This is a genomic window from Algoriphagus terrigena DSM 22685 (assembly GCF_000429445.1).
Taxonomy (GTDB): domain Bacteria; phylum Bacteroidota; class Bacteroidia; order Cytophagales; family Cyclobacteriaceae; genus Algoriphagus; species Algoriphagus terrigena.
In genome coordinates, this window is sequence record NZ_AUBW01000022.1 from 77,802 (window position 1) to 99,838 (window position 22,037).

The 22,037-nt window shown below is 42.7% G+C and carries 13 protein-coding genes; 12 read left to right on the forward strand and 1 reads right to left on the reverse strand.

All coding sequences use genetic code 11. The annotated features are described in order from the left end of the window. Positions 1 to 28 precede the first annotated feature (28 nt). The 12 genes from G459_RS0119130 to G459_RS0119185 all read left to right on the forward strand — a co-directional run bounded on the left by G459_RS0119130 (position 29) and on the right by G459_RS0119185 (position 17,547). Entirely contained in the window at positions 29 to 4,060 is a 4,032-nt protein-coding gene (locus G459_RS0119130) for a non-ribosomal peptide synthetase (protein ID WP_084454579.1), read from the forward strand. Positions 4,061 to 4,067: 7 nt separating this feature from the next. Beyond that, a complete protein-coding gene (locus G459_RS0119135) occupies positions 4,068 to 4,799 on the forward strand; it encodes a 4'-phosphopantetheinyl transferase family protein (RefSeq protein WP_026969083.1) in 732 nt (243 codons plus the stop codon). Between the two features lie 18 nt (positions 4,800 to 4,817). After that, positions 4,818 to 5,633: a polysaccharide biosynthesis/export family protein gene (locus G459_RS0119140; RefSeq protein WP_026969084.1), complete on the forward strand. Its 816-nt coding sequence runs from the start codon at positions 4,818 to 4,820 to the stop codon at positions 5,631 to 5,633. A 1-nt stretch (position 5,634) separates the two neighbouring features. Next, positions 5,635 to 7,950: a polysaccharide biosynthesis tyrosine autokinase gene (locus G459_RS0119145; RefSeq protein WP_026969085.1), complete on the forward strand. Its 2,316-nt coding sequence runs from the start codon at positions 5,635 to 5,637 to the stop codon at positions 7,948 to 7,950. A 20-nt stretch (positions 7,951 to 7,970) separates the two neighbouring features. Then, a complete protein-coding gene (locus G459_RS0119150) occupies positions 7,971 to 9,365 on the forward strand; it encodes a lipopolysaccharide biosynthesis protein (RefSeq protein ID WP_051315313.1) in 1,395 nt (464 codons plus the stop codon). An 11-nt stretch (positions 9,366 to 9,376) separates the two neighbouring features. Further along, a complete protein-coding gene (locus tag G459_RS0119155; protein ID WP_026969087.1) occupies positions 9,377 to 10,288 on the forward strand; it encodes an alpha-1,2-fucosyltransferase in 912 nt (303 codons plus the stop codon). Further along, on the forward strand, positions 10,285 to 11,511 hold the full coding sequence (locus G459_RS0119160; protein ID WP_026969088.1) for a glycosyltransferase: 1,227 nt from the start codon (positions 10,285 to 10,287) through the stop codon (positions 11,509 to 11,511). The genes G459_RS0119155 and G459_RS0119160 overlap by 4 nt, the downstream gene beginning before the upstream one ends. Continuing rightward, complete coding sequence (locus tag G459_RS0119165) at positions 11,486 to 12,808, forward strand: hypothetical protein (protein WP_026969089.1); 1,323 nt, start codon at positions 11,486 to 11,488, stop codon at positions 12,806 to 12,808. Before G459_RS0119160 ends, G459_RS0119165 begins: the two co-directional genes overlap by 26 nt. Beyond that, complete coding sequence (locus tag G459_RS0119170) at positions 12,795 to 14,138, forward strand: glycosyltransferase family protein (RefSeq protein ID WP_035456437.1); 1,344 nt, start codon at positions 12,795 to 12,797, stop codon at positions 14,136 to 14,138. Before G459_RS0119165 ends, G459_RS0119170 begins: the two co-directional genes overlap by 14 nt. Positions 14,139 to 14,244: 106 nt before the next feature. After that, positions 14,245 to 15,324, forward strand: a complete 1,080-nt coding sequence (locus tag G459_RS0119175; protein ID WP_169725052.1) for a glycosyltransferase — start codon at positions 14,245 to 14,247, stop codon at positions 15,322 to 15,324. Positions 15,325 to 15,332: 8 nt separating this feature from the next. Continuing rightward, on the forward strand, positions 15,333 to 16,382 hold the full coding sequence (locus G459_RS0119180) for a glycosyltransferase family 4 protein (protein WP_026969092.1): 1,050 nt from the start codon (positions 15,333 to 15,335) through the stop codon (positions 16,380 to 16,382). Positions 16,383 to 16,386: 4 nt separating this feature from the next. Beyond that, on the forward strand, positions 16,387 to 17,547 hold the full coding sequence (locus tag G459_RS0119185; protein ID WP_026969093.1) for a glycosyltransferase family 4 protein: 1,161 nt from the start codon (positions 16,387 to 16,389) through the stop codon (positions 17,545 to 17,547). A 121-nt stretch (positions 17,548 to 17,668) separates the two neighbouring features. Here the strand turns inward: G459_RS0119185 and G459_RS0119190 are convergent, their stop codons facing one another. Continuing rightward, on the reverse strand, positions 17,669 to 21,742 hold the full coding sequence (locus G459_RS0119190; protein ID WP_026969094.1) for an Ig-like domain-containing protein: 4,074 nt from the start codon (positions 21,740 to 21,742) through the stop codon (positions 17,669 to 17,671). Positions 21,743 to 22,037 lie beyond the last annotated feature (295 nt).

Genomic DNA, 22,037 nt, shown 5'->3' on the forward strand with positions numbered 1-22,037 from the left:
ATTGAACACATAGGCAATTTTTTTTTTTATGAGTAATTCAGTTGAATCGACATTAAATAAGATGATTCTCACCAAAGAACCCGTTGAAATAGAGAAAGTCATCCAGACCACGCCTTCTCAAATGGAGATCTGGCTTGCCTGCAAGCTGGGAGGAAAAGAGGCGAATATGGCTTACAATGAATCTGTATCAATTCAGTTGAAAGGAAACTTGTCGGTGAAGAGTCTTCAGGAGGCTTTTCTAAAGATCATTGAACGCCATGATGGGATGCGCGCGATCATCAGCCCGAATGGAAAACACTTGATGGTTTTGTCCTCTTACGAATTACCGATACGGCTGAGGGATATCAGTGAGATGACCTTTGAGGAAAAGGAGCGGTTTCTAAAAAAGCACAGTCTTGAGACCGGTACCTATCAGTTTAATTTGACTCAGGGACCCTTGTACGTCATGGAGTTGATCAAGCTGGATGGAATGCATCATCAGCTGACCTTTACCGGACACCACATCATTTTTGACGGGTGGTCTCTTGGAGTCATGCTGGAGGAATTGGGGAGTTTGTATTCCTCAATTGTAGGCGAAACCGAATCCACCCTGGAAAAACCCGATGATCTCAGTGATTACTCCGTGGAGCTCATCAACTTCACCCGAAAGGCAAGCTATAAGGAGACTAAGAAGTTTTGGACAGAATATTTAAGCAAACCCGTTCCTGATCTGAAGTTGCCCCTGGACAAGGGGAGGCCGAAATACAGAACCTATGCCTGTGAGGTACTGGAAGTGCCTTTCGAAGAGCACCTGTTGGCTAAAACAAAGGAATTTTCCGGCAAGCAAAAGGTTAGCCTTAATCACACACTATTGTCTGTTTTTGAGATCTTCCTGAGTGATTGGACGAACCAGACGGACATTGTGGTTGGTTTGCCCGTAGCAGGTCAACTATTGATGAATAAACCATATCTTATTGGTCACTGTGTTCATCTGCTTCCGCTTCGCAGCAAGGTCGAACCGTCTCAGACATTTTCTGAGTATCTGCAAGCCCGTAGGAAATCCTACAATCAAACCTTGGATCACCAAGCGATCAGTTTCGGAAGCATGGTACAGGATCTGCAAATCAAGAGAGATCCCGCCCGCATCCCCTTGATTCCCATTACCTTCAATATTGATATGGGGATGGATAAAATGCTGGCCTTTAAAGGACTCGAGCATAAGCTGATTTCCAATCCCAAAGCTTTTGCAAATTTTGAAGTCATTATCAACCTGTTTAGTTCTGCAAACGAGAATATTTTTGAGTGGACTTATAACAAGGATTTGTTTGATGAGCTATCCATTGCGGCGGCGGGCAGCCGTTATATCACATTTCTGGAAAAAATCCTTGTGAATCCTGAAACCAAGCTGGGAGATTTAATTAATTCAGAATACAAGGATCATCGGGTCTCGGGTTTCGAAAAGGAAGGTCAAGTAGAAGTGATCCCAGATGATTTCGTACCTGTCTCGAGACTGATTCAACGTAATTTTGAGTTGTTGAATGATCAGTTGGCGCTCCATTTTAACAAGGAGGTAGTATCTTATCAATCATTGGGGAATAGAGCAAAGTCCTTCGCGGGCTTTCTGATAAAAAATGGGATTGGTCCGGGCGATATTGTTGGGATCCATTTAGATCGATCTCCTGAGTTGGTTTATGTTATCCTTGGCGTATTGCAGGCTGGAGCAGCCTATCTCCCGATTGATAAAGATTTTCCGGAGGAGAGAGTGAAGTTCATGCTCAGGGATGCAGATGTTAAGAATTTTGTGACCGATAATGCAGAGTTGAATTGGGGTGACTTGGAATCCAAAAAGCTTCCACATAATCAGGACGTTTACCACGCATATTTGGGAGACTACCGTCAAATTCCAATTAAGGCGAATGACCCCGTTTTTGTTATCTACACTTCAGGGTCCACCGGTGTGCCAAAGGGGGTAACGCTTACCCAAAACAATCTTGCACATTTTTCGAAACACTATGTCAAAATGCCAGGAATCAAAACGGGAGACCGGGTACTGGGAGTGACCTCTGTGTCCTTTGACATGCATTGGATGGATATGGTAATCCCCTTTGCTTTTGGGGCAAGCCTTTTTCTGATGGACAAATACCTGCGGATTGATTCTCGGGAGATCAACAAGGCCCTCGAAAAGCATAAAATCACGCAATTTTCTGCCACCCCATCCCAGCTCCGATCCTTGGTGAGCCATGGATTGAACAAAAAACTGGAAGGCTTAAGAATCACCTCTGCAGGAGAGCCCCTTTTGGTGGGATTGGCCGATTCACTCTTTTCAGTTTGTGATAGCCTGTATAATATCTACGGACCCTCGGAAACCACCATTTTTTCAAATATCAAGAAAGTGGAGCCAGGATCTAAATTGATCACCATAGGCAAGCCAGTGCTCGGCACCACCATCATTATTGTGGACGAAGAGGGTAATCTGGTTAACGGAACAGGTAAAGTAGGAGAACTTATCATTGGCGGTACAGGTGTGGGCGCGGGATATATCAACCGTCCTGAACTTAATCGGGAAAAATTTATTTTAGACCCTTTTCCTTCTTACAGGGGTCGTTTTTATAGATCTGGAGACTTGGGTCACTGGACCGAGGACGGTGAAATTATCTGCATGGGAAGGATTGATCATCAGGTAAAGATCCGCGGACAGCGGGTTGAGCTCGGTGAGATAGAAAGCAAAATACTGATGGATGATAAGGTCCAGTATGTTGCAGTTTTGAAATATACAGAAGAGAACGGGGACGATTTACTAAGAGCCTTTGTGTCCATCAAGGATCCCTACAAGGAGGGTTTCGACAAACAAGCTTGGATTGAGGAGTGCAGAACAACATTGAGTAAACTGGTGGCATCCTACATGGTACCCAGTCAATTTATCGTCTTAAATCAGCTTCCGCTCAACTCCAATGGAAAAATCGATCGAAACTTAATCAAGTCTTTCAGGTTAGATGAGACGATGCCAGTTCAAATGCCCAAGATGCCCAGCATTGAAACGGCAGATGCGCGAGGCAGGGTAAAAGCGCTTTGGGAGAAAATTCTTCAGAGTAACAATGCCGGTCTTGACGACAATTTCTTTGAAGTCGGAGGACATTCGCTTCTGGCGGTTGAGCTCATTTCACTCATCGAAAAAGAATTTAGTGTCAATCTCCCCCTGTCTATACTATTCGAGTACCCAAGCATCAGATCCATTGCTTCGCAAATCAGCAAGCTGCTGGAAGAGAACAACAAGTCCCATTCGGGATGCTTGGTGAAGATCAAAGATGGAGACCCCCACAAGGTTCTGTATTTCATCCACGGCGTCGGCCTCAATCCGATTGAGATCAACACGCTGATTCAAAATATGGATGAGTATCAGACTATTTGGGGTCTTCAATCCCCGGCTGTCGTGGACAGCACGATAGCTCCAATGACCAATCTCGAAGAGATCGCCAACTACTACATCAGCCAGATAAAATCTGCAGGTCTTTCTGGCCCCTATAACCTCATGGGAAATTCCTTCGGCGGCCTGATCGCCTTTGAAATGACCAACCAGCTGAACAAAGCCGGGGAGCGTGTCAGTTTCTTGGGTATGATTGATACCGTGGCATTCCAAACTGACGGAATTCGGGACAACATGACAAGTGGGATCAGTACCCTGTTTAAAAAAATGATCTTCGAAGCCAGATTTATCTTCAACGATTTCCAGTACTATTTGAAGTTCAGAAAAAGATATATACAAGAAAAAGTGGCTTCCCTCCGTGAGAAGGTGTCCAGGACTAAAGGAACCGATCTCTTTTCAAGGATCAAACAGATCGAACGGGTAAATCTGGAAGCATGGAAAAGCTATCACCATGAACCGATCGACACAAAGATTACCCTTTTCCTTGCTGAGAGGAAAACCTTTTATGTCGAAGATGCCAAGACGTTTGGCTGGAGTCTATTTTCCAAAGAAGTCGAGACAATTAGAATGCCTGGTGAACACGCAGAGATGCTAAAACCTCCTCACGGCGAGAAGTTCTCCAAGACCCTTCAGGCTAAACTCAACTCAATAAATTGATCCGGCTATGGTATTGGGAAGAGTAATCTGCGATAAGATAAAAGTGCTGGAATGGAGCAAAGTGTGTGATTTCAATCTATTAAATCATTTTGACCTGTGGAGAATACATATTCCGGATCATTTGGAGAGTGTAACCACTGACTACGATCTGTTACTAAAAGAGGAGCAGGAAAAAAGTAACTCTTACGCCCGCGAAGAGGATCGGATACGGTATGTGCTGGGAAAGATTTACCTTAAAAAATTGCTGTCAAATTACCTTAAAACGGACCCTTACAACCTGGAATTCAAATATTCAGACCAACAGAAGCCCATATTGGAAAACTACCCCATGGTGAATTTTAATATTTCCCATTCAGGTGACTATATCATTATTGGGTTTGCCAACAAGTGGTCCGTAGGCGTGGATATCGAATTGATGACAACCCATGTGGATCTGTATAATATGATTATCAACTGCATGTCTAGTATCGAGGTAAGCGCCATACTGAATAGTGAAATGCCCCGGCATATGTTTTATAAATATTGGACTAGAAAAGAGGCTTTGTTGAAGGGAATAGGTATTGGATTGACTGACCGTTTAAAAGATGTCAATTGCAGCGATGGGCTAAATTTAGTTCCCATCGAATTCTCCGGATTTGCTTCCTCTTGGAAGGTTTGGAGTTTTGAAATGGACGACTCCTACTCGGTAAGTATTGCGCATGACTCCGCAATCAGAGTGATGAGATTTTATGAAGTTTGAATACAGTTATTAGAAATTATGAAACTTAAAATGAAGTATTTATCTACAATGGGAGCGAGACTTGGAATGGTAATGTTATTGCTGTTTTTAATATCCTGCTCAAAAAGGAATATCACTTATTTTTCTAATCTGGACCCGGAGAAGGAAAATGTTTTTTCCGATTCACCTCAGCTGGAGCCCATCCGAATTCAGACCGAAGATGAGCTGGAGATCAAAGTAACTACGCTTAATCCAGAGTCCAATGTATTGTTTAACTATGGAGTTATTTCTGGTGGAGACCAAGTAAATGTCGAGGCAATTGGCAACTATAATCTGGCCAGATATATTGTTGATTCAGAAGGGAATATTGACTTCCCAATACTCGGAAAAGTAAACCTTGTAGGACTGACCAGAGAGGAAGCCAAAAATAAACTGACTGAATTGTTGTCAAAGCTGGTGACTGATCCGAGGGTAGAGCTGTCCATTTCCAATTTCAAGATTACCGTGTTGGGGGAGGTGAACAACCCCTCGACCTTCACCATCGATTCGGATAAGATAACTATACTGGAAGCACTGGGATTAGCGGGTGATATGACTGTGTATGGCAAAAGAGAGAACGTGTTGGTCATTAGGCAGTCAGATTCCGGAAAGAAAGTCATTCGGGTGGACATGTTGGATAAAGCGGTCCTAACCTCGAAAAACTACTACTTAATGCAAAATGATGTGGTTTATGTGGAAGCTGTAACTAAGAAAGTGAAGCAGGCGGACATAAACCCGACCACAATTGCAATCCTATCCATTGCTTCATCAGTAGCGGTTGCTCTGATATTTAGTTTTGACGAAATATTTAATTAATATGAAAGCTTCAGATATCTTGTTGGAGGGCTTTTTTCAGAAGGAAGCCTCAAACCCAAAGGTAATTAAGCAAAGCCTCAATTATTATTTGAGGTATTGGAAACTGTTTCTGGTTTCTGTCTTTGTCTGCTTTTCCGCGGCCTTTGTTTATCTCTACTACTACGTTCCTGTATACAGTGTGAGCAGCGCGATTATGTTAAAAGACGATGCGAAAGGTTCCAGCTTTTTTGAAAACCCGGTACTTGGTGAGTTGGAGGAGTTTCAATCCTCACAAATCACTGAAAACGAAGTGGATGTGTTAGGGTCTGCTGAGCTGATTAAGGAAGTATTTGAGGATTTGAATTACCATAATCTTTATTATACGAAAAACTTGTTTGGGAAACTGGAGGCTTTGCCGGATAGCAGATTGCCTTTTGATTTTGAGGTTGTGGAGACCTTTCCCAACAGATTCGAACCCGTCGTAGATTGGCAGGTCGAAGCAATCCAAGGAGAAACGATCCGTATAAACGTAGACGGAATATCAAAAAATATAGCGTTTGGAAACACGATTAAGAACGACTTTGGAATCTTCGTTTTTAAGAAAAATGAGCTGACTGAATCGTATAGAAATTTTCCCATAGTAATCAAGTTTTATAGCAAGGCTGAGTTAGCCGGCATTATCGGAAGCAGTGTCTATGTAGAGGCAAAAGACAAAAACAGCAGTATAATCTACATCTGGTTGGACACTGAATTCCCTGAGCGGGGAGTCGCGGTGCTTGACGGACTGGTAGACACGTACAATGAGAATGCGCTGGAAGAAAAGAAGGAAGTGGTATTGACCACGCTTAACTTCCTGGACAGTCAGTTGTATCACCTGAGTTCAGATCTGGCTGGGATTCAGTACAATATTGAGCAGTTCAAAAGCAGGAGGAATGTGGTCGATATTGAAAATGATTCCAAGTTTTATCAGGAAAATGCTTTGGAAGTCACCAAACAGTTGGCCGATTATCAAAACCAGCTGGAAATCCTAAGGAACCTTCAGACTGATCTTAAAACAAACGGTGAGCAAAGCATAACCCTTGGCCCCTTATCCAACAATGATCCGGCACTGCTGGGGATGATCGGGGATTTTAATAAGGAACTTGACCGCTTACTCAGACTGAGATCAAGTCTCCTACCCGAAAACCCAGTGTATGTGAACTCTCTCACGAGCCTCAACAATTTCAGAGACAAGATCAATAACCATATCCAAAACCGAATTTCAGCGATGGAGATCACGCTGAAGAATGTGGAGTCAACCAACAGCACATTCAGCAGGAAATCAAATTCGGGTCCGATGCTTCAGAGAGAATACGAAGCACTCACCAGAGACTTGGAGATGAAGCAAGAACATTATTTGTTTCTTATCAAAAAGAGGGAAGAGACTTCGCTGTATCTGGCGTCAGTACCTACCAGCCACTCCAAGAGCATCAACCGGGCGAGTTTTTTCCCGGTTCCTGTAAGTCCAAAACCGTCCATAATTTATGGAATCACCTTGCTGATTTCGCTGATAATTCCTTTTGGATATCTATTTGTCAAAAGATCAATGGACGAGAAACTGGAGGACAAAAGTCTGATCTCCAATCTCTCGGTTAACATGTTAGGTGAGCTTTCAGAGATCCCCAAGAAGGAACGCGGGATGATGATCGATGAGAATCACCGAACTCCGATCGCTGAGCAGCTGAGGTATGTAAGAACGAGCTACTGTCTTCAGAATAAGAGCAATGCGAACCAGGTTGTATTGATCACTTCCACAGTTTCTGGCGAAGGCAAGACCTTTTTCGCAATGAATTTTGCCAAGTCCCTGGCCATGACTGGTAAAAAGACGGCTGTATTGTCATACGATCTCAGAAAACCTCAGATTGATGCAAAGCTGGTGGATTCCTCGACCTCAGGATTATCGGGTTTTCTAAGTGACAAATCAATCGCGGTGGAAGACTTCCTGAAGGAAGGTATACCGGTCAACGGCTTTACTTTTTTTCAATCTGGAAATGTGCCCAGAAACCCTGGAGAACTTATCATCAATGAGCGAAACAGAGAGTTGATTGATCAGATAAGGGAGCATTTTGATTACGTGATCATTGATTCAAGTCCCGTTGGACAGGTGGCTGATGCACTTGCATTGGTACCGCTGGTCGATTCAACAATCTATCTGATGCGCTACAATTGGACTTCTAAACAGGACATTGAGTTTTTCCAACAATTAAACGAAGAGGAGAAATTGGTCAATCCTCTCGTTGTGCTGAACGGATGTAAGGTAGGTCAGGGATACGGTTACGGGTATTATCAATATAGTTGAATTTATAAATTTTTAGGATAATGTATCTGACAAGTGTCAAGAGGAGTGTGTTTAATCTTGGAGAAGAAATTAAAGGTTTTTTCTCCAAAGGAGTACAGCGTTCTATAGAAGCCAAAAAGAATATTGTAGGGTCCTTTCTGATTAAAGTCGCTAATATGGGGATTTCTTTGTTATTAGTTCCGATTACGATCAACTACGTTAATCCGACACAGTATGGAATTTGGCTTACGCTAACTTCTATGGTTGCATGGGTAGCGCTGTTTGATGTAGGACTGACGCAAGGTCTCAGGAATAAATTTGCAGAAGCGAAGGCTTCAAAAGACCAGGAGCTCGCAAGGACTTATATTAGTACAACGTACTATTACGTATCCTTAATATTTGCATTGATAGGAATTCTGAGCATAAGTGCAAGTTATCTGGTGGATTGGAGATCGTTGATCAATGCTCCTCTAGGCAGTGAAAACGAGTTAAGGTATTTAGTCGTCATTGTTATCAGCTACTTCTGCCTTCAATTCATTTTTCAGATTATTAAAGTGGTGATCATCTCTGATCAAAAACCAGCGTTAGCTTCATTAATAGAGCTGTCCGGTCAGATTATTGTATTGGGAATCGTTTGGCTTCTTACTCATTTCACAGCAGGTTCACTTATATACCTTGGACTAGCGATTGGAGTGACACCCGTTTTGGTGTTGATAGTTGCCAATTTGTATTTCTTTGGAGGTAGGTATTATGAGTTTCGCCCCTCGTTGGCATATGTGAAGAAAGAATATGCTTCAGAACTGATGACCATGGGAGGCAAGTTCTTTGTACTGCAATTGGCCTCAATGATCCAATACAGCACGACGCTTTTCCTAATAGCTCACTATTTTGATCCTGAGTCTGTCACTTCCTACAATATTGCTTATAAGTATTTTGTGTCTTTGCAGGCAATATTTATGATCTTTCTGACACCGCTTTGGAGCAGCACAACGGACGCCTATTTTATGAAGGATTACAACTGGATCCTTAAGGTGATTGAAAAATATTTGCTTTTACTGATACCGTTTGCCATTGCCGGAATTTTGATGCTCGTATTTGCAGATGACGTTTATCACCTGTGGCTTGGAGATGCTTATCTCGAGATTGATAATAAAATAACAGTTTTCTGTTGCATCCATATGCTTGTATCTATGTTTTCGAGCGTGTTCGTAAACGTGGTGAATGGAATGGGGACGCTTAAGATTCAGTTTATCTCGTCAATTATCACTTCCGTATTTTTTATCATCCTGTCTTATACATTTATCAATTACTTTCATTTTGGAGTCTGGTCAATTGTTCTTGCCTCCATACTAAGTAATGTCTACGGATTTGCCATATCCCCAATACAGGTGTACAAGGTATTGGTTGAAAAGACATCTAGTAAAATTTGGTATTAAATTTATTTGATATGAATAGAGTTGCAATTTTCGGGGGGTTAGGAAACCAGATGTTCCAGTATGCATTAGCCATTTCTATGGACGCAAATGGTATTCCTACAAAGATAAGTGTAAATGATTTTTTGCTAAACAGACATTACCAAGGCTTCGAATTGGTCAAGGCTTTTAACGTGCCCTTGCCAATTTTCGATCGGATGAAAGCGTCGATTATGACTAAGGTTCGACCACTGTTTGTTGACACTAACCCAGGACTCGTTAAAAATACACTTAGTAGATTGTTTTTGAAGGGCAATAATATCTTCCAGGAAAAAATGGAATACCACTATGACGAAGAGGTCTTACGCCAGAGTTCTTCATTTTTGATTGGAACCTGGCAAAGTCCGAGGTACTTTGAGTCGCAACAGCAACTCATAAGGGAGGTGTTTAACTTCAACAAACCCCATGACGACATCAACATGCAGATGTCCGGTGAAATCGCTAATTCAAATGCCGTTGCCGTGCACGTGAGGAGAGGATTTTATCTGGAGCCGACGCTTACAAGAAGCCGGATGGTGATCGACTCTTCAGACTACTACTATAAAGCGTTTGATGTGATCAGCGAACAAGTTGACAATCCGGTTTTCTATGTCTTCTCCGACGATATTGAATGGGCTAAGAGAAACCTGAGAGGACGCAAATTTGTTTTTGTCTCACACAATAAAGGTGCAAACAGCTATTTGGATATGTATCTGATGAGCTTGTGCAAGCATTTTATAATTGCTAATAGCGCATTTAGTTGGTGGCCGGCATGGCTGTCCGCCAATGAGAATAAAATTGTGGTTTTGCCAAAACCATGGATCAGAGAGACCGACTGTCCTAGTATCTATCCTAATAACTGGTTGGCGGTAAGTGTATTAAACAATCAAATGCAACTGGTGTCATGAAACGAGTATTACACATACAGTTTTCAATGAAGTCCGGAGGCTCGGCAGCGTGGAAATTGCATCAAGCATTTTCCAGACAGCCTGGTTTTTCCAGTGAAGTTCTTACGCTGCATTCAGAGGAGCAGAGACGTCCCGCACTATTCGGTCTATCAAAGTGGGCGGTACTCAAAGCCAAACTAAATAACCGACTGCACAAATTGGTTGTGAAATATGATCAAAAACAATACGGTCTATTTACCTACCCAATCATGGGAACTGATGTGGCTGGACACGAATGCGTAAAGAGGGCCGAGGTAATCTATATTCACTGGGTTCAGATGGGTTTTATGACACTTGATGGATTAGAAACATTGATCAAAACCGGCAAACAGATTATCTTTTTCATGCACGATATGTGGTCAATAACCGGGGGATGTCACAACTCATTTGACTGCGCCGGTTATCAGACCGATTGCAGCAATTGTCCTATTTTGGATAGTAGTAAATCGTTAGCTTCAATGCAACTCAGAAGGAAAGAAGCTGTTTTCAATCATGAAAACGTGAGTTTTATTTCACCAAGCAGATGGCTCAAAGATTGTGCAGAAAGATCAATTGCTACCGCCGGCAGGCCTGTTCATTACATTCCGAATTACTTCAATTCAAGGTATTTCGTACCTCAGGATAAGGTAGCTGCCAAGCAGAAGTTGGGGATAGATCCTGATGTCAGGGTACTTTTATTTGGAGCCGTAAATCTATTCAGCGCCTACAAAGGATTTGAATACTTAGAGCAAGCTCTCAACTATTTCCCTGAGATCTATACCGAAGATAGACTTCAAATTTTGATTTTTGGAGAGGGGTCAGAAGCCGACATTCAGGATCGTTTTCCATACCCTGTTAAATTCCTTGGCTATCTCAACGATGAGAAGGATATCGCTCAGGCTTATGGGGCGACGGATGTATTTGTAATCCCTTCAGTTGCTGACAATCAGCCGACGATGGTCGTGGAAAGCCTGGCCTGTGGTGTTCCTGTGGTTGGTTTTGAAACTGGCGGGATACCGGATATGATCCGGCACCGATCCAACGGTTACCTGGCGGCGTCCAGAAACTACAGAGACCTCGCCGAAGGCATTAAGTATTGTCTTGAGGAAAGTATTCAAGGATATCAACTGGAATCGTTTGATCCAGAACTTATAATGAGTCTCCATAATGAGCTGATAAATGAACGGGACACAATTGGAGTATAAGATGAGGGATGTCTCCGGACTAACCATGTTTTTCCCTCCGGTGTCGGTTGCCCGGAGCTTAAATGTCTTTTGGATCAGTGTGATCCTGTTTTCGGCCGGATATACCTTTTCTTCCAGCCTGTATTCTCTTGCAGCAATATTTCAGGGACTACAAATCATTGGATTAGTTGGTGTAGTATTCGCCTGCTTCAGTCTGGCAGGTTCAGATAAAATAAGTGGCTACTTGCAGTTATTTCTAATAGTCTATATGCTCTGGCAGATTTTCTTTATGATTCGTGGTGATTACCAAGACATAAAGTACGAGGATATGAAGTCATTGATATTTAATGGCAACTATGGAGTTGCATGTGTTTTGATTCCATTGACAGTTTTACTACCCGTATCATTGATTAGTATCAAAAAGCTCATTGATGCCTCGTTCATTTCGTTTTTTTTATACATTATTTTTTCAATTGTGTTATTGACGGACCTGCTTAATCCTGATCCGTTAGATGCCTTTTCAAGAGAAGCATTGGAGACTTCAGTTAAGTTTCTGGCTTTTCCAGCAGGATTTATCCTGTTGACATTTGATTTGCATTCCAACAGACGAAAAATATTTGCGTTGATCGTCTTTTTCCTTTCTATCGTGTTGGCGATTATTCGGGCTAGACGGGGAGTGCTGTTAATGGATGGGATCGTCGCCATATTTGCGTTCACTTTTTACTTTTTCAGGTCGTCAAAAAAAATCGGATGGGCATTGGCAATTGTCTATTTTATGGTGTTGGGATACCAGTTTTATACGTTGGAGTTTTCGCTAAAAAAGATTCATTTTCTGGGAAACTTGTTTGACAAAGGGCTGGAAAATACGAGAACCTATGTAGAAGACTGTTTTTATTCCAGTATGACTCCCGTGGATTGGATTATTGGAAAGGGGTACAATACTGGCTATCGATGTCCGGGAATAGACGAGTCTGTTTTCGGAAGTAGTATAAGGAAAGTAATTGAGACTGATTATCTCCAATTGGTACTTAACGGTGGAATGGTAAACCTGCTCTTGCTTTTAGCTATCATTCTTCCTGCGGTGTTCTTGGGATTTTTTAAGTCTTCAAACCTTTTTTGTAAAAAAGCCGCGACTTGGATTATGATTTGGCTTTTCTTTTTGTATCCATCAAACGGTTACACTTTTTCAATTTTTCATATCAGTATGTGGCTTATGGTTGCGTTATGTTACAACGCCAAGTTCAGGAGCTTATCCGATCAAGTAATCCTTAATTATTTTACTAAAGAAATTAAACAAAATACAAGTGGAAAAGCCTAGAGTTCTGATTTTTGGTCAGTCTTTCAACTCAAATACAGGAGGTGGAATCACATTGTCTAATCTATTTCACGACTGGCCAAAGGAAGATTTGGCTGTCATAGTGACAAGCCATGCCATAGACAATATCAGTGTCTCCTATTGTGATAATTATTATTTTATTGGAAGTGAAGAAAACAGCTGGAAATTTCCGTTCAAGTACTTCCAACGAAATATGCCCTCGGGCCGATTGGACATCCGGAAATACACCAAAAAAGAGGTAGTGACCAGTAAAGCAAGCCTGAGAACCCGGTTTGTCAACCAAGTTTTTTACCCGTTCCTTAATTGGACAGGATTGTTTCATGTCTTGTCGAAGATAAGCCTAACTGACGACCTGAAAGACTGGATCAGGGATTTTAACCCCGAAATTGTCTACATCCAAGTCTCTACCAGAGACTCTCTCCAGTTCGGAATTGCCCTGGCGGAATATTTGAAAATCCCGGTAGTCTTACACCAAATGGATGACTGGCTAAATTCAATCAGCTACGGTGGTGTGGCAAGTTCGTTCTGGAAAACAAAGATCAACAGCGAGTTTAAGGAACTTGTTGACCTATCGACACTTTGTCTGAGTATTTCGGATCAGATGGGAGACGAGTACCAGAAGAGGTTTGGTAAAAATTTTAAGACCTTTCATAATCCAGTTGATCTCAGTTTTTGGGATTCCGAGGAGGAAGCAATACAACTTAATCAAGAGGGAGTTACGGTATTGTATGCCGGAAGGACAGGTTTTGGCATTGGCAGCTCACTGAGAACTTTTGCGCAAGCGGTTGAGGAACTACGGAAGGAGCACAATATTCCGGTCGAATTTTTTATTCAGACAGCAGAGCCACTTTCTTGGATCTCTGAATTTGAGGGCACCCATTATCGGGGTTTAGTGCCTTATTCGATGCTTCCCCGGCTGTTCCGGGGCTCTGATTTTTTGCTTTTGCCCTGCGATTTTTCTCCCAAATCAGTTGAATTTCTAAGATATTCGATGCCTACCAAGGCTCCAGAATACATGATTTCCGGTGCGGTGACCATCTTGCTTGCTCCTCTGGAGACTGCGGTTCATCAATATGGTCTTTCGGAGAATTGGGCCTTTACGATCGGCAAAGACGACGTAGGATTGGTTAAAAAGGAGCTATTGCGATTGATTCAGGATCAAGAGCTTCAGAAAAAGATCTCTGAAAGAGCGATTTATCTGGCGAAAACGAATCATGACAGTCTCACTATCAGGCAGAAATTTGCAAACGAATTCAAAGAGATTCTTAGGGATTCGGACAAGGCAAATGACAGCTACGTTTACTCGGATTGACAGGAAGACTATTTTATTTTTAGAAGATATGCATATTTTGATTTTGGGAGTATCACTTTACGAGGGGATGGCGGGTTCGGTAAGAGTCAGAAATCTTCTAGAACCTATGATCCAGACTAAAGGGGTCGTTTGGAGTAATCTTTTTTTCACCAAGTTGGCGGGAAACCAGATCGCCGTATCTGGGGACAACCTAAAGGAAGTAGAGGTGGAATTGTCCAGTCCTTTCTCTGTTTTCAGGTTTCTTCGTGATTCATTTCGCTTTATCCGGAAGAGAAAAATGTCGGGATCTCTCAATGTGTTTTATGCCTATGATACGCCGGATCTCAAAACTATTTTACCCATCCTGTACGCCAAGATGCTTGGGTACAAGATCATCTTGGATATCGTTGAAGACAACAGCGTTGCGCTGAGTTTTGACGGAGTTATGAACCGGGTCCGCATTAAGAGTGGTCAATATCTTTTGGCCATGTCACCATATTTTGCCGATTTGGTAATCGCCATCTCCACTCATTTGAAGAGCAAACTTGATCATATCTACAATGACTTGTCGAGGGTACTCTACATTCCCGTCACGGTTGACCTGAAAAAAATCCCATTCAATCCCACCTATCGGTCAAGGGCAGAGAAGGTGTTTTACGGAGGGTCGTTTGGAAAGAAAGATGGACTGGATGTATTGATCAAGGCTTTTTCAAAAGTTTCAGGAGAGTTTCCGCATGCGGAATTGATCTTGACTGGGAAGGGTGAGAATAAAAGGGACTTCAATGAAATAATGGAATTGATAGCCTCCTCAAAAGCATCGTCCCAGATCAAATACTTGGGTTTTTTGAATTCCGAAGATTATCTGCGTACCCTTGGAGAATGCGATGTTTTCTGCGTAACTCGGAATAATTCAAAGGCGGCCAATACTGGTTTCCCCAGCAAACTCAGTGAATTTTTGGCCGCCGGCAAGGCGGTGATTGCCTCCTCGGTAGGAGATGTGGGTACAATTCTCACAAATGAAGAAAATGCGCTGCTGATCTCCCCGGAGGATGAAAAGGCCATGTACGATTCTCTAAAGCAGATATTTTTGGACAGTTCACTCATCGAAAGATTGGGGACAAGCGGGAGAAAAACTGCAGAGATGAATTTTGACAATCAGAAGTTTAGCAACCTGCTTTTTGAGCGATTAAAATTTTTGAAAAACTGATCGGTGATATGGAAAAGAAATTGAAAGTTGCAGTTTTATTGACTAATTCATATCTAACTTCCTATGGGGGGATTGGCCCTTTTGTAAGGAATTTGGATATAGATCTGAGAAACTACTTTGACCTATATTATTATTTTTTGCCGGAGAAATTGGAAAAAGTAAACTTGATCCCGCATCGGTTGCTTTTCGTCTTTTTCCTTCTGAGAAATTTTAGACAACTTAAGAATACAGATCTTATCGTCTCCCACAGTCCAGAGGGGTCTTTTGTGGCGACCTACACGTCCAAACCGCTGGTGCATATATTTCATGGAAATACCAATCCGATGGAGATCTCCAGATTCAGTTTTGGCAGGCATCTCAAGTGGGTCTTTGAGTACATCAATCAAGTAATTTACTCTAAATCATTCTTGCTTTACTCAGTAGGTGAGAAGCGTCCCGGCGCAAAAAAGTTTGTCAATCCAATCTCTCACGAGGTGTCCGTTAAATCTTTATCCGAACGGGAGGGATTTATTTTTGCCGGTAGACTGGAAAAGGGAAAATGTATTCCAAAGATCATCGAAGCTTACAATTTCCTACCAGAACAGCTTAAGGCACAGCACAAACTATATATCGCAGGCTCAGGGTCTGAGTTGGCTAACCTGAAGGAATTGGTGAAGAAATATGATCTGGACACCCATGTGGTTTTTTTGGGAAACATGGACAACAGGTCTCTAATCGAGGTGACCTCACAGCGGAAGTTACTGCTGATGGCTTCCGCATTTGAAGGATTTCCGATGGCCATTGCTGAGGCGCTTTCGGTTGGAGTACCGGTCGTGAGTACCGCAGTGGGCGACATTCCCCAGTTTGTTGAAAGTGGATTTTCCGGCCTGCTTTACCCCACAGACTTTTCTCCCCGGGAATATGCGGATGGCATTGAAACGATGTTGGACGACTATGTCAGATATTCTGCTAATGCGTTGCTGGCCAGTCGTCCATTTGATGCCAAGGAAGTTACTAAAGGATTCGCCGAGGATATTCTCCTGGGATTGAGAACCATCAGTTTATCGAAAGTCGCCTAAGATTATGAATAGAATCTGTTTGGATGTGACCAACATCTCGCCCGGTAAAGGGGGAGCAGGAGGGGGCATCACCACGTACGCCAAGAATTTACTTTTGGGATTGGACAATTTGCTGAAGGACGCTGAAAGCCAGAAAGTCGATATGCTTGCGATCGGACACAAAGATTTTCTCCGTGATCTGAAATTGGATCGAATTCAGAAAGTCTACAGGAATGTGGACAATCAGTCCTTTGTGAAGAGAAATTACTGGCTTCATGTATCCCTGCCCAGTTATTTGAGAAAAAATCAGATCCAGGTTCTTCATCGTGTAATTCCTGAATTGCCCTTGGTTAAGTCTTCCAAGTATGTGATGACACTGCATGACTTCATGTTTGATTTTTATCTCGAAACTCCAGCACTCAAAAAATATCTTGGAAACGTAAATCAACTGAAGTTTTTGTTTCTCAGGATGCTGATGCGTTTGGGGGTGTCCAATCACGACACTATCCTGATGCCTTCTTCGTCCATTGCCAAGGAAGCGAGAGAAAGATTCCCAGATAAATCCCTGAATTACAAAGTGACCAAACTGGCCACCAATCGAACTGTGATTGAGAGCAAATCGAACGGGAGCCAAGGACCGGAAATTTTGCTGGGGTATGTTGCGGGCTTTTATCCGCACAAGGGCCACAAACAAGCTATCCAACTGATGAAGATTCTCAAGGAATCTGATCGGGGGAGAAATGTGAAATTGTTCTTTAGAGGGAGCGCGGTTTATCAGAATTATTACGAAGAGATTAAAGTGCTAATTGTAAATGAAGGATTGAGTGACAGTATTTTTATGGAAGGGTTTGACCCGAATATAACAATTGAGGAAATTTATAAAAAGTATACTGCGACGCTCTTGCTTTCCGAGTATGAAGGATTTGGATTGCCCGTGCTGGAATCCCAAACTTTTGCCAAGCCCGTGATCTGCTCTGACATTCCGGTTTTTAAGGAAAATCTAAAAGACTCGGCCATTTATCTCAATAACAATCCAACACGCCAGGAAATCGAGATGTTGTTGGATAAACTTTACGATAGTGAATATCTCGATCGCCTTGTGGAAAAAGGAAATGAGAATACTTCAAATTATTCTTGGACTACGACCTGCCGGGAAACATGGGATAGTTATTTAAACTTGCTGTAGGATTATTAGGCGTTTCAGCTGAGGTTTGGAGTGAATAATTAAATCTAATTTGCTCACAATACACATAAAAAAAAGGGGCGAAACTTCCGCCCCTTCTTTTTTCGTTTCTCTGCAGATTCCATCAAATCTTAATCAGCTTTCGAGTTTGGAAGATTTTGTTTCCAAATGCTAATTTCACCACATATATTCCAGGTTTAAGGAAAGAAAGGTTTAATGTGATGGTTTCCTGATTAGTGTTAAAGTCTGAAGTGAAGAGCTCGACACCTCTGAGGTCGACGACAGATACTTTGCCCCCCCAATCTTCTGGATAACCGTCGAAGTAGAGATTGAGATCAGAACTGGTCGGGTTTGGTCCCATTTTAATACCGTAACCGCTAGTGCCGTTTTCAGAGATTGAAGCAGTCCCGCCCTCCATTTGATTCGCGACAGAATCCAGCTGGGTGTCAGTGCCTGTGCTGTCGGATGCTCCGCTGGTTCTTGAGTTTGGCGAAACTACCTTGAACCTTACAGGTTCAGAATCTATCACATTGCCATTTGAATCAGTGATCCGGGCGGAGGCAAAATATTCTCCAAGTTCGATCTTGGTCCAACTGAACTGGTTTGAATTGGAAACTGAAACCAATGGAAGATACCAGTTGAAGAATTCCACCTTGCTGACAGACTCCGATGGGCTTGCTTTCAGTACGACTGGGTCACTACCCAATACAAAAACCTGGTTATCGGTTGGAGAACTCATTACGACCGTCGCCACAGCAGGAGTGGAAGCTGCCTTATCCAGCTCGCTGCTTGAACTCGTAGCTCCGACCACCTGAAACTTGACTGTATTTGAAGTCGTCGATCTACCGCTTACATCGGTAACCACCGCATGAATCTGATAACTACCCACCTCTATCTTAGTCCAATCAAACTCAAAGGGAGAGGAATTGACAGCTACTAACGGGGATCCCCAGTTGTAAAACTGAATCGTTTTGACTGCGGATGGATCTGTCACGTCTGCTTTTAGTTTCACGGTTTGCTGACCGAGGGTAAACGTTTGATTGTTTAATGGTTGGCTTACATTGATTCCTACATTTATAGAAGGGGCGGCGCTGGCAGTCGCGGCTTTGACCGTGAACTTTACCGCCGGAGTCGTGTAGATATTTCCATTACTGTCAGTAACTTTTGCACTGATGCTATAAGTGTCAGGCTCTACCTTGGTCCAAGGGAATTCGAAAGTACCTGAAGTGACAGAGACCAAAGGATATCCCCAGTTAAAGAACTCGACCTTTTGGATGGTCAGCCCTGAAGTGGGAGCGTTGGTTTTTAAAACTACTTGTTGCGTCCCCAAGTCAATGGTTGAATTATTTACAGGAGAGACCATTTGAGCACTAAAAGAGGGGAGGAGTGCCTTTTCTTCATCTTTTACCGTGAAATTGACCGCGATAGAAGTTGCACTCAAGTTTCCCTCATCAATCACCTTGGCATGGACCTTATAAGTTCCGTTTTGGATCGAGCTCCAGTTATAGGAATAGGGTGCTGCAGTGACGGTGGACAAAAGCGTGGTCCCGTTATAAAACTCTACTTCCTTAATCTTTCCCTCCGGATCCTGAGCGTTTGCTACCAGTTCCACGGGATTGACACCCCTGATGAATGTTTGACCCTCAGTCGGCTTAGACAGTGAGATGGTAGGTGCTTTATTTTCTACCGGTGTAGTAGCGCCGGATACCTTTGCCAATAGCACTGAACCGTAAGCAGGTACAGAGATGGCACTACTGAACGTCTCATTTTTTGCATTCACATAGGTGCCGGAAAGTGATTTTTGCACTGCAGTGCCGGTTGGATTGTGTGCAAAGAATATCAGAGATTCTTTACTGATATCCTCGGTTGTCACCCGGCTTATCTTAATATTGTCCAACAGGAGTTCAGAGATCGTTGGTGGAAATCGAAATACAATGCTTTCGTTGCTTTTTGCGACGAGCGAGGTCAGGAGAATTTTATTGTTTTTGGCTGTTAAGGTGGTAGAGACTTTTCCGTTGCTGACCCCCTTGTCCAAATTGAATGTACCTTCGAGGAATAATTCAACAGGGATATTTGCCGGCGTGCCCTTCATGTCAAACTCGATCAAAAACTTTTGTCCGGTCTGGACAGCTCCGATTTGTAAGTATGCCGTTGCATTATTGGTTGAATTTGGCACCAGTTTCAGCGTTCCACCAGAGATCCCGCTTGACGCCAGTTGTGAAGAAGCTCCATATACACCCGAGACGATGGAAGTATTGCTGCTAAAGGTACTTTCTTTGATCAACGTTGAGGAAGTGACATTGTAGGTAGGGACATTCAATGCAGGCCGCAAAGAATTTGCGTCGTATCCGAAGTTGGTAGCCCAGTTGCTTAGATTTCGGCTGACACCGGAAGGACCATCGGCTGAGCCTTTGGTGAGGATGAAGAAGTCATGATTAAATGGATCGAGAAAGTAATTAGAACTAAAAGATCCAACCGACCCGATGTCATTTAGAGCGGAGTAAACTGAGTAAACTTGATCTGTCTTCTCTACGGACGAAAATTGATTCCTAGAGACTGTTATATTTCTGATTGGGTCTCCCATGAAATCATGTGTCAACTGCAATTGGCTTTTTGCCTTGTAGAACAGGTTTTCAACGATCGTGATATTGTTGGCATTGTGCAGATAGATGCCCTTGCCGGTTACGAATGCAACAGTATTTTTGGACACGGTTACTCCAGCACTGTTGTCATCCAGATAGATTCCCTCTGCCATATCCACTTCCTCGAGCGTTCCGAGTTTGGTACCTTTCCCGTTAAGGATAATGTTTCCGGTGATTTCTCGCCCCACATTGTTCCTGTCCCTAAAGCCATCTGAGTTGGTATAAATCCCGCCTCCGTCTTGCTTATAAAGGCAGAAATCATCAATATAGTTGTTTACCACTTTGGTATTGCTTCCGCCGAAATGTATCCCGTTAAATCCCGATTTGATCAAGGTGTTTTTCTCGATCAAGCTCCCATCACCGTCACTGGCAAGGAAAATTCCGACCCCGGACAGATCGCTGCTCCGGGCCATACCCTGAAATGGAAAAGTGTTGGTCAGCTTATTGCCAAGGATTATAGCTCCCGGAGCGCCATAGGTTATATAGATCCCCGAATTCAGCGCATAGTTAATTTGATTATTTTGAACTACGAAGCCTTTGATATCTGAGGAGTTGATTGCATTTTCGCCCGCATATTCCAGCAGACAGTTTTCGATCTTCACATTCTCACTTTTGGAAATATTCAGCAAATGACTGTTTGATCCCTTAAAATGGAGGTTGGAAAAGGAAAGATTGGTGGTATACTGGCTGTTTGTGACTAGGTTATCAAGTGTGGCGACCGACACATTCACCGTACTTACATTGAGTCCGGATAAGTTGACTGTAAATTTTTTAGTATTTGGGTCATAACTCCATTCGCCGGCTAAGTCCAAAAGAGAGGGATGATTTTGCAAGAAATAGCCATAGTTCTTCTGCGGAGAATAGGGGCTTTCGTTCGCTTTGAATGAAATTGTCGATCCGCCGATAGTAGAAATGGCATGCCGGTCAATAATCCAGTTGTTTTTACGGATAACGACGTCACCGGAGGTTCCGTTATAAGGATTGGAAGGGGTAGTGATACTTGTATTTGAATTAACGTTTGAGATCCTTAGATATCCTCCGTCAGCAGCTCCGGCGTTTGGATATCTTCCGACTTCTTTAATCTGGTCGTTGATCAATGCCACTTGCATCCTGCTGAGATTGAATGCACTCAAGTCTGCTTCATATTTGCCACTTCCAATTGAAATCAAATTGGTGAGTTTGACCAGTGAGGATATAATAGGTTTAGCTCCGGTTCCATAAGATGTGAACAGGATCGGGGCGCCCGCAGATCCAGATTTGGTGATCTTGATGGTTCCATAAAATACATCTCCGGTCTTAAAGAAGATTCGGTCACCGCCTTTAAGCAAACTTGAAATTGTATTTAGCTTGTCAATAGATTTCCACGGAGTGGCTGAATTCTGGGCTTCGATCGCACTCCTAGAATCGTTTCCAGAACTAGACGACAGATAATAATCCGTGGCGTTTCCGATTTGCACAAAGCTGGTGAGGAACAAAAGGGTGAGGATGAGGCGGCTCTTTTTGAAAGGTAGCGCATACTTTTCCCTGCAGATGCTGATGAAATGGGAGGTTTTCATGTCTATGGGTTAATAGGAAATTAGGGTGATACTCAATAATTATATATTAGGGTGAACAACTCTATTTAAGGTGTTAAACTGATTAATTCTTATACATACCTATTCGGCAAGGCAGGGCGCTAAATAAGCGGATCGTGACTTTGAGGAAGTGCATTAGTAACTGATGAGCCAAGTGGTTATGGCATGCGAAATTCAGCTCTATGTTTGAAATAGGGTGTTATTTCAATCCGGGGTTGTCCCAGAACTGGTTGCAATAAGTCTGGCAAGTATAACAATGGAATTTCAATTCTCGGAT

Bases quoted from the DNA above. Each gene is read 5' to 3' on its own strand.
- G459_RS0119180 (WP_026969092.1), top strand. From the start codon at position 15,333: ATGGAAAAGAAATTGAAAGTTGCAGTTTTATTGACTAATTCATATCTA.
- G459_RS0119150 (WP_051315313.1), top strand. From the start codon at position 7,971: ATGTATCTGACAAGTGTCAAGAGGAGTGTGTTTAATCTTGGAGAAGAA.
- G459_RS0119185 (WP_026969093.1), top strand. From the start codon at position 16,387: ATGAATAGAATCTGTTTGGATGTGACCAACATCTCGCCCGGTAAAGGG.
- G459_RS0119155 (WP_026969087.1), top strand. From the start codon at position 9,377: ATGAATAGAGTTGCAATTTTCGGGGGGTTAGGAAACCAGATGTTCCAG.
- G459_RS0119190 (WP_026969094.1), bottom strand. From the start codon at position 21,742: ATGAAAACCTCCCATTTCATCAGCATCTGCAGGGAAAAGTATGCGCTA.
- G459_RS0119175 (WP_169725052.1), top strand. From the start codon at position 14,245: ATGATCCAGACTAAAGGGGTCGTTTGGAGTAATCTTTTTTTCACCAAG.
- G459_RS0119165 (WP_026969089.1), top strand. From the start codon at position 11,486: ATGAACGGGACACAATTGGAGTATAAGATGAGGGATGTCTCCGGACTA.
- G459_RS0119145 (WP_026969085.1), top strand. From the start codon at position 5,635: ATGAAAGCTTCAGATATCTTGTTGGAGGGCTTTTTTCAGAAGGAAGCC.
- G459_RS0119130 (WP_084454579.1), top strand. From the start codon at position 29: ATGAGTAATTCAGTTGAATCGACATTAAATAAGATGATTCTCACCAAA.
- G459_RS0119135 (WP_026969083.1), top strand. From the start codon at position 4,068: ATGGTATTGGGAAGAGTAATCTGCGATAAGATAAAAGTGCTGGAATGG.
- G459_RS0119160 (WP_026969088.1), top strand. From the start codon at position 10,285: ATGAAACGAGTATTACACATACAGTTTTCAATGAAGTCCGGAGGCTCG.
- G459_RS0119140 (WP_026969084.1), top strand. From the start codon at position 4,818: ATGAAACTTAAAATGAAGTATTTATCTACAATGGGAGCGAGACTTGGA.